At 70.3% G+C, this 14,307-nt stretch carries 15 protein-coding genes; 8 read left to right on the top strand and 7 right to left on the bottom strand.

All coding sequences use genetic code 11. The features are described from left to right. Positions 1-126: 126 nt before the first annotated feature. Positions 127-993 carry a sigma-70 family RNA polymerase sigma factor gene (locus ACFFR3_RS07270; protein WP_345405520.1) on the bottom strand — a complete coding sequence of 289 codons (867 nt, stop codon included), beginning with the start codon at positions 991-993 and terminating at the stop codon, positions 127-129. A gap of 82 nt (positions 994-1,075) precedes the next feature. On the opposite strand from ACFFR3_RS07270, the gene ACFFR3_RS07265 reads away from it, so the two are divergent. From ACFFR3_RS07265 to ACFFR3_RS07235, 7 genes are all read left to right on the top strand, one after another. Beyond that, entirely contained in the window at positions 1,076-1,525 is a 450-nt protein-coding gene (locus tag ACFFR3_RS07265; RefSeq protein ID WP_345405517.1) for a carboxymuconolactone decarboxylase family protein, read from the top strand. A 62-nt stretch (positions 1,526-1,587) separates the two neighbouring features. After that, positions 1,588-1,854: a YciI family protein gene (locus ACFFR3_RS07260; protein WP_345405514.1), complete on the top strand. Its 267-nt coding sequence runs from the start codon at positions 1,588-1,590 to the stop codon at positions 1,852-1,854. Positions 1,855-1,987: 133 nt separating this feature from the next. After that, positions 1,988-2,299 carry a hypothetical protein gene (locus ACFFR3_RS07255; RefSeq protein WP_364372292.1) on the top strand — a complete coding sequence of 104 codons (312 nt, stop codon included), beginning with the start codon at positions 1,988-1,990 and terminating at the stop codon, positions 2,297-2,299. 112 nt (positions 2,300-2,411) lie between these two features. After that, positions 2,412-2,720 (top strand): hypothetical protein, encoded by a 309-nt coding sequence (locus tag ACFFR3_RS07250; RefSeq protein WP_364909304.1) that lies wholly within the window; start codon positions 2,412-2,414, stop codon positions 2,718-2,720. A gap of 196 nt (positions 2,721-2,916) precedes the next feature. Further along, a complete protein-coding gene (locus ACFFR3_RS07245; protein ID WP_345405505.1) occupies positions 2,917-3,852 on the top strand; it encodes an oxidoreductase in 936 nt (311 codons plus the stop codon). A 40-nt stretch (positions 3,853-3,892) separates the two neighbouring features. Next, positions 3,893-4,723 carry a toll/interleukin-1 receptor domain-containing protein gene (locus ACFFR3_RS07240; protein ID WP_345405502.1) on the top strand — a complete coding sequence of 277 codons (831 nt, stop codon included), beginning with the start codon at positions 3,893-3,895 and terminating at the stop codon, positions 4,721-4,723. A gap of 93 nt (positions 4,724-4,816) precedes the next feature. Continuing rightward, positions 4,817-5,275 (top strand): hypothetical protein, encoded by a 459-nt coding sequence (locus ACFFR3_RS07235; protein ID WP_345405499.1) that lies wholly within the window; start codon positions 4,817-4,819, stop codon positions 5,273-5,275. Positions 5,276-5,324: 49 nt separating this feature from the next. Here the strand turns inward: ACFFR3_RS07235 and ACFFR3_RS07230 are convergent, their stop codons facing one another. The 3 genes from ACFFR3_RS07230 to ACFFR3_RS07220 form a co-directional block, all read right to left on the bottom strand. Next, entirely contained in the window at positions 5,325-6,623 is a 1,299-nt protein-coding gene (locus tag ACFFR3_RS07230) for an AI-2E family transporter (RefSeq protein ID WP_364372283.1), read from the bottom strand. A gap of 214 nt (positions 6,624-6,837) precedes the next feature. Continuing rightward, entirely contained in the window at positions 6,838-8,664 is a 1,827-nt protein-coding gene (locus ACFFR3_RS07225; RefSeq protein ID WP_379482801.1) for a glycoside hydrolase family 2 protein, read from the bottom strand. A 23-nt stretch (positions 8,665-8,687) separates the two neighbouring features. Further along, a complete protein-coding gene (locus ACFFR3_RS07220; protein ID WP_345405490.1) occupies positions 8,688-9,725 on the bottom strand; it encodes a LacI family DNA-binding transcriptional regulator in 1,038 nt (345 codons plus the stop codon). Between the two features lie 183 nt (positions 9,726-9,908). Here ACFFR3_RS07220 and ACFFR3_RS07215 point away from each other — a divergent pair, with 183 nt between their 5' ends. After that, positions 9,909-10,922, top strand: a complete 1,014-nt coding sequence (locus tag ACFFR3_RS07215; RefSeq protein ID WP_345405487.1) for a DUF4331 family protein — start codon at positions 9,909-9,911, stop codon at positions 10,920-10,922. Positions 10,923-10,928: 6 nt separating this feature from the next. Here the strand turns inward: ACFFR3_RS07215 and ACFFR3_RS07210 are convergent, their stop codons facing one another. The 3 genes from ACFFR3_RS07210 to ACFFR3_RS07200 form a co-directional block, all read right to left on the bottom strand. Continuing rightward, the gene (locus tag ACFFR3_RS07210; protein WP_364372274.1) at positions 10,929-11,813 is read right to left on the bottom strand and encodes a carbohydrate ABC transporter permease; all 885 of its coding nucleotides are present in this window, start codon (positions 11,811-11,813) and stop codon (positions 10,929-10,931) included. Next, positions 11,810-12,664, bottom strand: coding sequence for a carbohydrate ABC transporter permease (locus ACFFR3_RS07205; protein WP_355424502.1), 855 nt, complete (start codon positions 12,662-12,664; stop codon positions 11,810-11,812). The genes ACFFR3_RS07210 and ACFFR3_RS07205 overlap by 4 nt, the downstream gene beginning before the upstream one ends. Positions 12,665-12,835: 171 nt before the next feature. Then, positions 12,836-14,230, bottom strand: coding sequence for an ABC transporter substrate-binding protein (locus tag ACFFR3_RS07200; protein WP_345405481.1), 1,395 nt, complete (start codon positions 14,228-14,230; stop codon positions 12,836-12,838). Positions 14,231-14,307: the final 77 nt, after the last annotated feature.

Below are 14,307 nucleotides of genomic sequence, written 5' to 3'. Positions count from 1 at the left end.
GGGCAAGTAAACAGCCGCTTATTCCGCCCGGCAATTGCCGCAGCTTAATCCAGAACCCATCGGCCTCGCAGGCGACTTACGGAATTTCTCAAACGCCTCCCACGAGCCGTTTTCGGGTATTCGCACTCAGGCCGATTTAGGCAAGTCGACTCGGGCGAGTTTCTCCGGGTCCGTAATGACGGAGATGGCGGTGATGCGGCCGTCGGTGACGGTGAAGGCCAGCAGGGACAGCGGGGTGCCGTCCTCGTGCCAGGCCACCACGCCGGGCAGACCGTTGACGAGCACCGCCCGGCTCGGGCCGACGCCTGCGGCCAGGCGGAGTCGGGCGCCGTTGGCCACCGCGGTGGCGCCGAGGACGACGACCGGGCCGCCAGGGGTGCCCACCGTCAGCTTCACGTCGGGGTCGAGGACGCGGAGCAGGCCCTCGAAGTCGCCGTCGCGCGCCGCCGCCAGGAAGGCGTCGACCACCACGCGCTGCTCACGTCCCGTGGCAGCGGGCCGCTCGGACGACTGCACCTTCCTGCGGGCGCGGCTGGCGAGCATCTTGGCGGCGGCGGTGGACTTGCCGAGGATGTGGCCGATCTCGTCGAACGGCACCGCGAACAGGTCGTGCAGCACGAACGCCAGCCGTTCGCCCGGCGTGAGCGAGGCCAGCACGACGAGGAGCGCGAGACCCACCGAGTCGGAGAGCGCCACGTCGTCCTCCGGTACGGCGCTGTCATCCACCACCACGGGCGCCGGGCCGTCGAGGAAAGTCTCGGGGTGGGACTGGCGCGAGCGCAGGACGTCCAGGCTGATGCGCCCGACCACGGTGGTCAGCCAGCCGGCGAGGTTGTGGATGGCGGCCGCGTCCTGGCGGGAGAGCCGCAGCCACGCCTCCTGGACCACGTCCTCGGCGTCGGCGTGCGAGCCCAGCATGCGGTACGCGACCGCGTGCAGCCGGTCGCGCTGCGCCTCGAACGTCTCGGCCACCGCCGGGCTGATGTGGGACATGTCGTTACCTTCCTCGGATCCGCTCCGTCATGGGGATGACGAGCCCGGAAGGGCACAGGTAACCGATGAAGGAGCAAGAGCCATGCAAGCACGTATGAACCGGACGCCGAACCAGGACGTGACCACCGCCGTCCAGCACCTCTACAAGGCCGTCCACGCGGGCGGCGCCGATGCGCGGGTGCTGGAGCTGGTGCACCTGCGGGCCAGTCAGATCAACGGCTGCAGCCCCTGCGTGTACGCCGGGGTCGCGTCGGCGAGGAAGACCGGGGAGAGCGACGAGCGCCTGCACAGCGTGGTGGCCTGGCGCGAGACGCCGTTCTTCACCGACGCCGAGCGGGCGGCGCTGGCGCTCACCGAGGCGGCGACCCGCATCCAGGACGGCGCGCCCGGCGTGACCGACGAGATCTGGGACGCCGCCGCCGCGCACTTCGACGAGGACCAGCTGTCGTCGATCATCTTGCACATCGCCCTGACCAACTTCTTCAACCGGATCAACCACACAGTCCGGGAGCAGGCCGGCAAAACCTGGTGAACGGGTAGAAACCCGCGCCGCCACCTCCGCCCCGAAGATCGTTCAGTACTAATCTGACGGCCATGGCGAGATTTGTGCTGTACATGGAGTTCAAGAACGAGGATGACCGCTTGAGAGCGCGCCCGGCGCATCGTGAGCATCTGCAGGCGCTGTTCGACCAGGGCCGGTTGATCACCGCGGGGCCATGGGCCGACGACAAGGGTGCGATGCACGTCTATGAGGTCGCGGACGAGGCGGAACTCCGGGAGATCTTGGACGATGACCCGTACACGGCGGTGGACGCGTACGACATCGCACTGCTGAAGGAGTGGACCCCGATCCTCCCGTGACGGGCGGCGTACTTCGTGTCAGGGCCGGGCGCCCGGCCCTGACACGAAGCAAGACCCATCAGTGCCGTCATGTGCGCTGACCGCCGGCACATGCTTACATGACTACGCACAGCCCGAACGGCCGAGGGGGTTCGTGAAAAGGATCATCCGGCTGACGCTGCTCCCGGCGATGATTCTCGCCCTCACCGCCTGCCAACCACGCGTCAGCAGGTGGGTGGACGTCGAAAACCGTACCGGTGAAACCGTGACGGTGAAGTGGGTCGGCGACACGACTCACCACCGGCGACTCCCATCCGGGGAGTCGGTCCAGATTCCCGTCGCGTCCGGTGGCTGCCTGCGTAACGGAGCCGAGGACACGATCATGGCCGAGACGACCAGCGGACGCCGCTTCACCTTCGGCCCACCCGCCTGCGAGGGCGGAAAATGGACGCTACCTGCCCGCTGACCCCCTGGAAGCCGAGCAAGCACGCGTCAAGGTTGGCTGCGAACCTTCCTGAAGAGGGGCGAGACCGATCAAATGGGGCTGACAGAACACGCGCTTCCCGTACCATTCCGGCATGCGTAAAATGATCATGGCGGTGGTGACGGCCGCGGCCATCACCGCAGTCATCCCGTTGGCCCAGGGCACCGCTCACGCCGACCCTGTGCCGAGCGACTGCCACAGCGGCATCTACTACCAGAAGTACAAGACCTGGGCCAGCTGCAACAGCGGCTCCGGATACGTGCGGGCCGTGGCCAAGTGTCCCACCGGCACGACGTACGGCCCCTGGGTCGTCGTCTCCTCGGGCATCTCGGGACAGTCCGTCGCCACCTGCTCCGGCAACCGCAACGCGACCGGCCACTCCTACCAGATCAAGAAGTACTGAGGCTCCCCGAGCGCAACGATCGCAGCCCGGGTGAAGGCCGTGAGCGCCGCATCCGGGCCCGCGACGGAAGAGAGCACTGATCGGCCGGTACGGCGGCACGGGATCGCGTGGTCGCTGAACTTCGCGGGTCACTACAAGATCGGGAATCGGGCATGCTCTCTCGTACGTACCGGTATCCCCCCGCGAGGTGACGAGCATGGGCATCCCCCGTTCTTGGAGCTTGACCGATATTTCCGACCAATCTGACCGCATCGTGGTCGTGACCGGCGCCAACAGCGGCATCGGGTACGTCACCGCGCGCGAGCTGAGCCGCCGTGGCGCGCACGTCGTGCTGGCCTGCCGCGATCCCGAGCGTGGAAAGGCCGCGCTCGGGCGGATGCGGGACGAGGTGCCCGATGCGCGGCTTGAGCTGCGCTCGCTCGATCTGGCGAGCCTGGAGTCCGTACGTGCCTTCGCCGCATCGTGGGATCACGACCGGCTCGACCTGCTGGTCAACAACGCGGGGATCGCGATGGTGCCGTACGCGCGGACCGCCGACGGGTTCGAGTCGCAGTTCGGCGTCAACCACCTGGGGCCGTTCGCGCTGACCGGGCTGCTCCTGCCGCACCTGCTCGCCGCGCCCGCCGCCCGCGTGGTCTCCGTCGGCAGCGTGGCGCACCGGTTCGCCCGCTTCGACCTGGGCAACCTCAACGCGGAACGCTCCTACCGCTCGGCCTTCCACTACGGGCGCACCAAGCGAGCGGTCCTCTACTTCGCCATGGAGCTCCAGCGCCGCGCCGAGGCCGCCGGGCTGCGGCTGCGCAGCATGGCCGTCGAACCCGGCTTCACCAGGACGAACGTCATGACCGGCGGCGCCAACAGCACGCGCAGCCGGCTCTACTTGGCCACCATGCGCCTGGCCGAGCGCGCCGCCTTCCGCCCCGCGCCCGAGGGGGCCAGGACCTCCCTGTACGCGGCCACCGTCCCCGATCTGCCCGGCGGCTCGTACATCGTGCCCGACGGCCCTCTGCAGATCCGCGGCGAACCCACCCGCCGCACCCGCGAGCGCGCCCTGTACGACACCACCACGGCCGCCCGCCTCTGGGACCTGTCGGAACGCCTCACCGGCGTCACCTACGACCTCCCCTCGTGAACGGCTTGCCGCTCCCCGCCCGGGACGCTCCAATGAGGAGGTGACACGCGTCTTCGTCACCTACGCGGCCGGCCCCGACCTCGAACGCGCCCGCCGGCTGGCCACCGACCTGCGCGCGGCCGGCGTCGCCGTGTGGATGGCGCCGGACAGCATCGCCCCCGGTACGCCCTTCGCCGCCGCCATCGACGCGGGGCTGGAGGGCAGCGACTGCTTCCTGGCGCTGCTCTCTCCGGCGTCGCTGACGAAGGAGTGGGTGAAGCTGGAGGTCGCCGCGGCCGTGGACCGGGCCGCGCAGGGCAAGATCAGGGTGCTGCCCGTCGTGCTGAGCCCGGTGGCGGTGCCGCCGCTGCTGTCGGTCTTCCAGCAGATCGACCTGACCGACTACGAGCGGGGGCTCGCGGCGCTCGGGGCGGCGATCGGCGTCCCGCTGCACACCCTGCCGCTGTCCGGCGATCAGCCTGCCGAGGCGCCGGGGCTGCGCAGGCCGGACATGGACGAGTTCTCCGCGACCGTCACCGGCGATCTGGAGAGGGGCGCCCGGCGCTTCGGGTACCTCGTCCAGCGCACGGGTGGCGGGCTGGCGTGCGTGGTGGAGGTCGCGCTGCTGCGCATCGGCGTCGCGGTGTGGCCGGACCCCTCGACGACCGAGGGGCACATCCTGGGCCAGGCCGAACGCGAGCTCCGTGCCAACGAGCAGCGGGTCGCCGTGGTGCTCGCCGTCCACCGGGGCCCGCACACCCGGATGACGCCGTACCAGCTGCTCGGCGCGGAGGCGCCGAACACGTTCCTGATGACCTGGAACGAGGCGGACGGCGCGGACGCGCTGGGTGCGTGCGTGGACGTCATCGTGCGGCATCTGGGCGGCGGCTGACGTCCGGCGCTTCGTCATCGTGCGGGAGCGTCCCGGGCAGCACGCGGCAGCGGCGCGCGCATCCTCCGCGCGGCAACGGGTAACGCTGAGTGCATGGCATACACACCCGATCAGAACCACCGCCGGCCGGACGACGCGGACGACCAGGCGGTACGCGCCGCCGGTCTGGTGTCGGAGGCGCTGGAGACGGTCGAGCGCGCACGGGGGCACCTCTACTCCTTCCACCAGCTCACCGGCTCCGCCCACGCGACCCTGCACGAGGCCGTGGGGCTGCTGCGCGAGGCCGGGCAGGACGAGCTGGCCAGGCTCCTCGCGGCCGAGCTGGTCGGCCGCGACGTGCTGCCCGGGCGCTGGACGTTCCAGATCGTGGAGGCGTACGACGACGACTACTACGCGACGTTCCGCGCGGTCGAGAAGGAGGTGCGGGACCGGCTGACGGGCGGTCGGCGGCACGTGTACGAGGCCGAGCTCAAACAGCGCTCCCAAGCCGCAGGGGAGGCCGCCGAGCTGGAGGCCCGCTCCCCGGTGGGCGGGGAGGCGAAGCTCACCTAGCGCCGCGCGGCTGCGCCGAGGCCCACCTGGCGCGCGGCTGCGCGGACGCTCACTTGGCGCCGCCCAGCGGGCGGGGCGGCGCAGAGCCGACGGCGGGCCGGGTGTCCTTCGCGCCCGCCGTGTCCGCTCCCGCCCCCGCTTCCGGCTCCGAGCCGGGTGGCGGGGGGTCGGCGGGGCCCTCGTCCTCGTCCAGGTACGCCTCCGGCACCTCGGGCATGACCGGCATCATCTCCTTGCGCGAGACGAACGTGTCGACCAGCGACAGCAGCATGGCCAGCACCGGCACCGCCAGCAGCGCGCCCACCGCCCCGAACAGCTGCGCCCCCAGCAGCACGCCGGCGAAGGCGACCCCGGGATGCATGTTCACCGACCGGCCGCTGATGCGCGGCTCCAGCGTCAGGTTCTCCACCTGCTGGTACAGGATCCCCCAGGCCAGCGCCGCCACCCCGATCCAGGGGCTCGGCGAGGCCAGGCCGACCACCGTGGGCAGGGCGATCGCGATGTACGTGCCGATCGTCGGGACGAACTGCGCCACCACGCCCGTCCACACGCCGAGCGCCAGCCATGACGGCATGCCGATCAGCGAGAACACCAGGGTCGAGGTGCTGGCGTTGATGGTGGCGAGGATGAGCCGGGCGGAGACGTAGCCGCCGGTCTTGACCAGCGACACGTCCCACACGGTCAGGAAGACCTGCTGGACGCGGCCCGGCAGGAGCTGCGCCAGCCAGCGCCGCAGGCGGGGGCCGTCGGCGGAGAAGTAGAAGGTGAGCAGCAGCAGGGCGAAGGTGTTGAACACCGCGGCGGTGATCGTGCCCAGCAGGCCCAGCACGCCGCCGACCAGGTCCTGGGCGTAGGTGGCGGCTTGCTGCGGGGTGAGGTTGATGGAGCTGAGGATGGTGGAGATGTCGTAGCGCGTACCGAATCGGCCGTTGACCCAGTCGATCGCGCCGGTGACCACCTCCGGCAGCGCCCGGACCAGCAGTGCGGCCTGCTCGACGAACAGGTTCCCGAACAGGTAGAGGAACAGCCCGGCGAACAGCGCGAGGCCGATCATCACCAGGACGGCCGCGGCGCCGCGCCGCATGTGCCGCGACAGGCGGCCGACGGCGGGCTCCATCGCCAGCGACAGGAACCAGGCCATCACCACCACCACGACCAGCGATCCGGCGTCGGTGAGGATGAAGCGGATCAGGTACACCACGACGACGACCGCGACGACGGCGAACCCGACCCGCCACACGTTGGCGGGCGAGAGCAGCACCTGGACGCGGCGCGGCTCCCCGGGGCGCTCCTCGGCGCGGGACTCCCCGTGGCGGCGGGGGCCGCGCGGCTCTGCGGGCTTGGTCATGGCGTTCTCCTGACCGGACCTTGGTTTCACCACCAGTCTCTTCCCAGATCCAAGCTCCCATGCACGATCACCACCATGGGTTCGCATCGGGGACCGGTGTGCGGGCCGGGGGGTCGCGATCGCCGCAGCGGGCTCAGCCGGCGGATGGGGCCCTCCGCTCCGTCGCGATCGCCGCAGCGGGCTCGGCGGGCGGGATGGGCCCCCGGCTCGGAGGTCAGCCCGCCGACGGGCGTTCCGCCTGTTCGATCGCGGCCGGGCGCTGCTGGGCGGCGCGGATGCGGGCCACGTCGAGCTTCGAGGTGCGGTCGAAGCGGTAGACGCCGTTCTGCTCCTGGAAGACGTCGGTGAGCTGCGTGTAGCAGTAGCCGAACATGCGGGGGTCGTCGAGCAGCACCCCGGCCAGCCCGGCGAAGCGCCGCTGCAGCTCCTCCTCGGTGGCGGGACGCTCGCCGTACCCCCAGGACGACTCGCCCTGCCGTACGTCGGGGTTCCACCAGATGCCGCCGAACTCGCTGCAGAAGTACGGCTGCCCCTGGTACGGCACCGACCACGGCGTCCCGTCGGCGTCGGCGTTGACGTACGGGCGGCCCTCGGCGAGCCCGTCCATCATCTTGCCGAACAGCTCGGGATCCTGCTCGTAGCAGTGCGAGTCGTAGACGTCGGCGCCGGGCACGCGGTGGGAGTAGCCGGAGGCATCGAGGACGGGACGGGTGGCGTCGGCCGCCTTGGTGGCGAGGTACATGGCCTGGGTGACGTCGTCCAGCACGGTGATGCGGTCGTGCCACCGCTGCGCGGTCTCGTTGAGCGGGCACCAGCCGACGATGGACGGGTGGGAGTAGTCGCGCTCGACGGCCTCCAGCCACTGGGTGACGAACGACGCGGTCGGCTGCTGGTTGTCCCCGGGCGGGCCGCCGACGTCGGCGCCCCAGTCGCCGAACTCGCCCCACACCAGGTAGCCCATCCGGTCGGCGTGGTAGAGGTAGCGCTCCTCGAACACCTTCTGGTGCAGCCGGGCTCCGTTGAAGCCGGCGGCCATGCCCAGCTCGATGTCGCGGCGCAGGGCCTCGTCGGAGGGGGCGGTCATCAGGCCGTCGGGGTAGTAGCCCTGGTCGAGCACGAGCCGCTGGAAGACGGAGACGCCGTTGATCAGGATGGCGTGCCCGTCGATGGAGACCGAGCGCAGCCCGGCGTAGCTCGCGGCGGTGTCGGCGACCGCGCCGGAGGCGTCGAGCAGGTCGATGCGCAGGTCGTACAGGTGGGGGTCCTCGGGGGACCACAGGCGTACCCGGTCGGAAGGCAGCGGCAGCCACAGCTCGGCGGCGAGGTCGAGGTCGGCGCGGACCTGCGCCTGGACGACCTCGCCCGCCGCGTCGGAGACCGTGACCCGGACCTGGTGTCCCGGCCGGTTGGCCGAGACGGGGACGGTGACGCGGAACGCGGACGCGGCGACGTTGGGCGTGATGCGCGGCCGGCCGAGGTGGACGTCGGGCACCGGCTCGCACCAGACCGTCTGCCAGATGCCGGTGGTGCGGCCGTACCACGGGCCGTGCCCCTCGTACGTGCGGACCTGCTTCCCGCGCGCCTGCGGTCCGGTGCGCGGGTCCCTGGCCCTGACGACCACCGTGTACGTGTGCTCGGGATCGGCCGCGGCGGCCAGGTCGCAGCTGAACGGCGTGAACCCGCCCCGGTGCCGGCCCGCCTCGACGCCGTCCACCCACACGGTGGCGTCGTGGTCCACGGCCTGGAAGTGCAGCAGCACCCGCCGGCCCGCCCACTCCTCCGGCACCCGCACGGTGCGGCGGTACCATACGGCCGGGTGGAAGTCGGGGTCGCCGATGCCGGACAGCGGCGCCTCGGGGCAGAACGGCACGACGATCTCGCCGGACAGGTCCCGTTCCAGCAGCCCGCGCTCCAGCCCTGAGTCGCCGGCGTCCCGCTCGAACTGCCAGGTTCCGTTCAGGCACTGCCACTCGGTACGGACGAACTGCGGGCGCGGGTACTCCGGGCGGGGCACTTCGGGGGTGTCGGGCACGATGCTCACTTTCTCGTGGAGGGTGATCGACGTCATGCGCTTCGGCGGCCCGCGGTGCTGGCGTTGACCGCCAGCCGCCAGGGCGCCTCCAGGTGGACGGGCTCGCTCGCGCCGCCTTCGACCCGTTCCAGCAGCCGGGTCACGGCCAGCTCGGCGATGCGCCGCTTGTCGGGCTCGACGGTGGTCAGGGCGGGGTTGGCGTACCGGCCCTCCTCGATGCCGTCGAAGCCGGCGACGGCGACGTCCTCGGGGACGCGCAGCCCGGCGGCGAGGACGGCGTGCACGGCGCCGATGGCGAGCAGGTCGTTGGCGCAGAAGACGGCGTCCGGCGGCTCCGGCAGGGCGAGCAGCTCCTCCATCGCGCGCCGGCCGTCCTCGCGCTGGTAGTGCCGCACGCGTACGGCCAGCTCGGGCCGGTAGGGCAGCCGGGCGTCGGCGAGCCCCTGCTCGTATCCGGCCGCGCGATGCACCGAGGTCTCCCGTCCGGCCGGCGCGTCGAGGGCGTCGGCCGGCGGCGGGTGCGGCACGCCGATGACGGCGACCCGGGTGCGGCCCAGCGAGGCGAGGTGGGCGGTGACCGCGCGGGCCGCGGCGGTGTCGTCGATGCCGACGTGGTCGACGCCCGGCACCCGCAGCTCCCCCAGCAGTACGGCGGGGCAGTCGCCGGCCCAGCGGCGCAGCTCGTTCCCGGTCAGGCCGATGGGGCTGAAGATGAACCCGTCGAACAGCGCCGACCGGTCGCGCCGCATGAGGATCTGCCGTTCGCGCTCGGCCATGCCCTCGGTGCCGTCGATGAGCACCGTGTAGCCGCGCTCTTCCGCCTGGTCGACGACGTGGCCGGCCAGCTCGGTGAAGTACGGCACGTCGAGCGGCAGCACGAGGGCGAGCAGCCGGGACCTGCCCAGGTTGAGGCTGCGGGCGGCGACGTTGGGCCGGTAGTCGAGCTCGTCCAGCACGCGCTGCACCTGCGCGCGGGTCTGCGGCGAGACGTGCGGGAAGTCGTTGACGACGTTGGAGACGGTACGCACGGAGACTCCGGCCAGCCGCGCCACGTCCCGCTGGGTGACCACGGCCGCCCACCTCCTCCAGAGACGCTCTTTGCCGCGTGGCAAAGCCCACTTTGCCACGCGGCAACATCGCTCCTCAAGACCCGGCAAGCGGCCGACTGCGGCTTTCGCCACCGTTTGCCACCTCTGACCTAGCGTGACAGGGAAGGTCTCGCGACGAACCAGCAGCCGCTGGGAGGGTCAGCCATGTCCAACCACTTCACCGGCCTCAGCCTCGGGCCGCCACTCGGCGACCAGCGCCTCGACCTGTGCGACCTGTACGCCTTCCAGGCGCCGGGCGACCCGGGCAGGACGGTGCTCATCCTCAACGCCAACCCCAACGCCGACGCCCTGCACCCGGACGCCGTCTACCGCCTGAACATCGACAACGACGGCGACTACCTGACCGACATCGCGTTCAGCTGGGTGTTCGGCGAGCCGGGACCGGACGGCTCCCAGACCTACAGCGTGTACCTGGCGACCGGCGAGCAGGCCCGCGACCCTGAGCCGGGCGGCACCGAGATCGTGAAGGACGCCCGCGTCTCGTTCGGCCCCGAGGCGAACGTGGTGACGGCCGGGCACCACACGATCGCGGCCGGCAGCCGCAGCGACGCCTTCTTCTTCGACTACGACGGCATCAAGAACCTGTTCGACACCAGCGGCAAGCGCAACTTCACCGCGCCGCACCTGGGCGGGACGTCACCGTGGACGGGCGTCGACTCCAACGTCACGGCGAACGTCTTCTCCATGGCCGTCGAGCTGCCCACCGACGCGCTGGCGCCCCGGCCCGAGCTGCACGCCTGGGGCCGGTGCAGCGTGCGGCGCGACGGCCGGCTCGTGCACGTGGACCGGGCCGGGCACCCGTCGATGAGCAGCTTCTTCAACACCGACGACACCAAGGAGGAGTACAACGCGAGCGAGCCGGCCGGCGACCGGGAGCGGTGGACCGACCCGTTCGTGCACCTGCTCGGCCACACCGGCGGCTACTCGCGCGAGGAGGCGATCGCCGCGATCGACGAGCACGGCCTGCTGCCGGACGTGCTGCACTTCGACCCGGCGAAGCCGGCCGCCTATCCGAACGGCCGGACGTTCACCGAGGACGTCATCGACATCCGCGTCGCGTTCCTCACGAAGAACGAGGCGCCGCCCACCGGCCTGAGCCCGCACACCGACACGCTCGACCGGTTCCCGTACCTCGGCGACCCGCACCCCGCGTCCTGAGAGCTCCTAGCGCAGGCCGCCGACGGACAGGCCGCCGCGCCAGTGGCGTTGCAGGACGAAGAACGAGATGACGAGCGGGATGATCGACACCAGCGCGCCGAGGATGATGAGGCTCCACAGCGAGGTGGTGCCCGCGTTGTTGGCCGAGGCGATGCCCTGCCAGAGCCCGAGCCCGACGGTGACGGGGAAGAGCCGGTTGTCCGACAGCATGGCGAGCGGCAGGAAGTAGTTGTTCCACGAGGCGACCGCCGACAGCAGCAGCACGGTGACCACGGCAGGCCGCATCAGCGGGAACGCGACCCGGAGGAACGTGCGGATCTCGCCCGCGCCGTCGGCGCGGGCGGCGTCCAGGATCTCGTTGGGCACCGCGTCGCGCGCGTAGACGTGCATGAGGTACACGCCGAACGGGTTGAGCAGCGACGGCAGGATGACCGCCCAGATCGTGTTGGTCAGCCCGAACTCGGAGAACATCATGAACGTCGGGATCACCAGCGCCGTCGCGGGCACCATCAGCGCGCCGAGGACGAGCGAGAAACTGAAGCGCCGGCCCGCGAAGCGGTACTTGGCGAACCCGTAGCCGGCCATGACGGCCAGGACGGTCGCGCCGATGCCGCCGGCCAGGGCGTACAGGGTGGAGTTGAGTATCCACCTGGCATAGATGCCGTTGTCGTAGGTGAACAGCTGCTGCAGGTTGCCAAGATAGTCGACGTTGCCCGAGAACCAGAGGGTGTTGCCACCGGAGAACAGGCCGGCCGCGTCCTTGGAGCTGTTGACGACGACCCACCAGAACGGCACCAGGAAGTACACGACCAGGAAGGCGAGCAGGAGGTGCAGGGGCAGGTTGCGGTTCGGCCGGCGACGGGTGCCGGCGGGCGAGCGGTCACTCGTCACAGGAAGGTCCTCCGCTTGCGGGTGAAGAACAGGAAGGCGTAGACGCCGGCGAAGATGACCCCGCCGAGGGCGAAGGAGATCGCCGATCCGTAGGTGAAGTTCGCCAGGCCGAAGGCCTGCTGGTAGGCGTACATGTTGGGGGTGAAGTCGGGGCCGATGGTGCCGGCCGCGAGCGAGCGCAGGATCTGCGGCTCGTTGAAGAACTGCAGGGTGCCGATGAGCGAGAAGACCAGGATGAGCAGCAGCGCGGGCGCGATCAGCGGGATCTTGATGCGCAGCGCGATCTGCCGGCCGCCGGCGCCGTCCATGCGGGCGGCCTCGTACAGGGCCGGGTCGATGCCCTGGAGGGCGGCGTACAGGATGATCATGTAGTAGCCGGCCCACTGCCAGGTGACGATGTTGACCAGGCCGTAGAAGATCAAGTTGCTGCTGAGGAAGTCCGGCGCCGTGGTGCCGAACAGGCTGAAGATGTCGGTCAGCGGGCCGAAGCTCTTGCTGTAGAGGAAGCCCCACATGACCGCGCCGATGACCGTCGGGATCGCGTACGGCAGGAAGATCATCAGGCGCGAGAAGCGGGCGAACCGCGAGGTGACCGAGTCCAGGATCAGGGCCATCACGAGCGCGACGATGATCTGCAGCGGGATGGAGACCAGCGAGAAGCGGATGACGAACCAGGTGCCGGACAGAAAACTGGGGTCGGTGAACGCCTTAACGTAATTGTCGAGGAAGACGAAGCTGGTGCCGCCGATCAACCGCTTCTGCCACAGGCTGAGATAGAAGGCGTAGCACAGCGGCGCGATGAGCAGCGCCAGGAAGACGAGCCCGAACGGCCCGACGAAGAGCCACCCCATCAGATGCTCGCGAAGGCGCACCTTGCCGCGACTGCTCGATTTCCTGTCCTTGGCGCTTGGCGCACTCTTCTCCATCATGAGGGTCATTTCTGGCTCCGGGAAAACAGGGGATGCGGGGAGGTCGGGTACGGGCCGGCCGCCGCGCGTGGGCGGCGGCCGGTTCCCGCGGCGTCACTGGACGGTGAAGCCTTGTTCCTTGGCGTAGCCGGCCACGTCCTCCTGCAGCTTGTCGGCGGCCTGCGCGGCGTTGACGGAGCCGTCGATGAGCGCGCTGACCTGCTTCGTCATGGCGTCGAAGTAGTACTGGCCGAACGGGCTGTAGGTGACGCCCTGGTAGGCGTTCGCCGCCGGGACGTACACCTCCTTGTTCGCCTGCTGGCCGTCGAAGAACTCCACCTTCAGCTCCTCGAACGCCGGGTCGTTCAGCGCCTTGAGGTTGAGCGGGAAGATGATCTGGTTGGTCCAGCCGTCGGTGAGCGACTCCTTGTCGGCGTAGAGGCCGTAGGCCACCTTCGCCGCCAGCTCGGGGTTCTTGGCCTGGGTCGTCACCGAGAACGCCGACCCGCCCCAGTTGACCTGCACCGGGTTGGCGGGGTCCCACTGCGGCAGCGGCGCCACCGCGAACTTGCCGGTGTCCTCGCCCTTGCCGACGCCGGCGCCGGTGAGGTAGCCGGGCGCCCAGGCGGCCGAGATGTACGTGGCGTACTTGCCGTTGATGACGCCGGAGATGTACTCGGGCGTGAACTGGTCCTGCGTCCCGACCAGGCCCTTGCTGGCCAGCCGGCCCCAGTACTCCAGCACGTCCTTGGACGCCTGGTCGTTCAGCTTGATGCCGATCGTGTCCTTCTGCGCCGGGTCGTAGGTGAAGGGCTTGGCGCCCTTCTGGATCTGCAGCGCCATGGTGAGCGCCGAGACGTTGGCGGCGAAGTCGCCGAACGCGGGGCCTCCCTCGTCCTTCACCTTCTGGGCCGCCTCCTCGTACTCGGCCCACGTCGTCGGCGGCTTGATCTTGTACTTGTCGAAGATGTCCTTGCGGTAGATCATCGCCAGCGGGCCGCCGTCGACCGGCACGCCGTAGATCGCGTCGCCGACCGAGACGTCCTTCCACGCGCCCTCGCCGTAGTCGGCCTTGACGGAGTCGTAGCCGTACTGCTTGATGTCGACCAGCGCGTTCTGGATCTGGAAGGTCGGGATGCGGTCCATCTCGATCATGATGACGTCGGGTGCGCCGGTGCCCGCCGCGATCGCGGTCTGGAACTTCTCGTACTCGTCGCTGCCCTGGCCGACGTTGGTCCAGCAGACCTGGACGTCGCTGCTCTGCTTGTTGAAGTTGTCGACGACGAGCTGCGTGTTCGGATACCAGCCCCACATCGTGACGACCGGCAGGTCCTTCTTGGGGATGGTGTTCGTGCAGTTGCTCGCGCTGTTGCCGCCGCCATCGTTCGTGGCGGCCTTGGTCGCGTTCGCGTCCGTGCCACCGCCGCCGCCCGGGTCGGGAGCGCAGCCCGCGAGCGCGGTCGCGGCGGCGAGGAGGAGCGCCGCGGTGGAGAGCCGTGTCTTCTTCATGGTGTTTTCCTTGCGATCGCGGCGCACGCGGGGATTCGTGCGCCACCGGTGGGGCCGAGTGATCGGCGGACGGGGCA

This window comes from Nonomuraea salmonea (assembly GCF_042428605.1).
Lineage (GTDB): Bacteria > Actinomycetota > Actinomycetes > Streptosporangiales > Streptosporangiaceae > Nonomuraea > Nonomuraea salmonea.
Note: the sequence above shows the minus strand (reverse complement) of the source record. Positions and strands in the feature narration are given on the sequence as shown.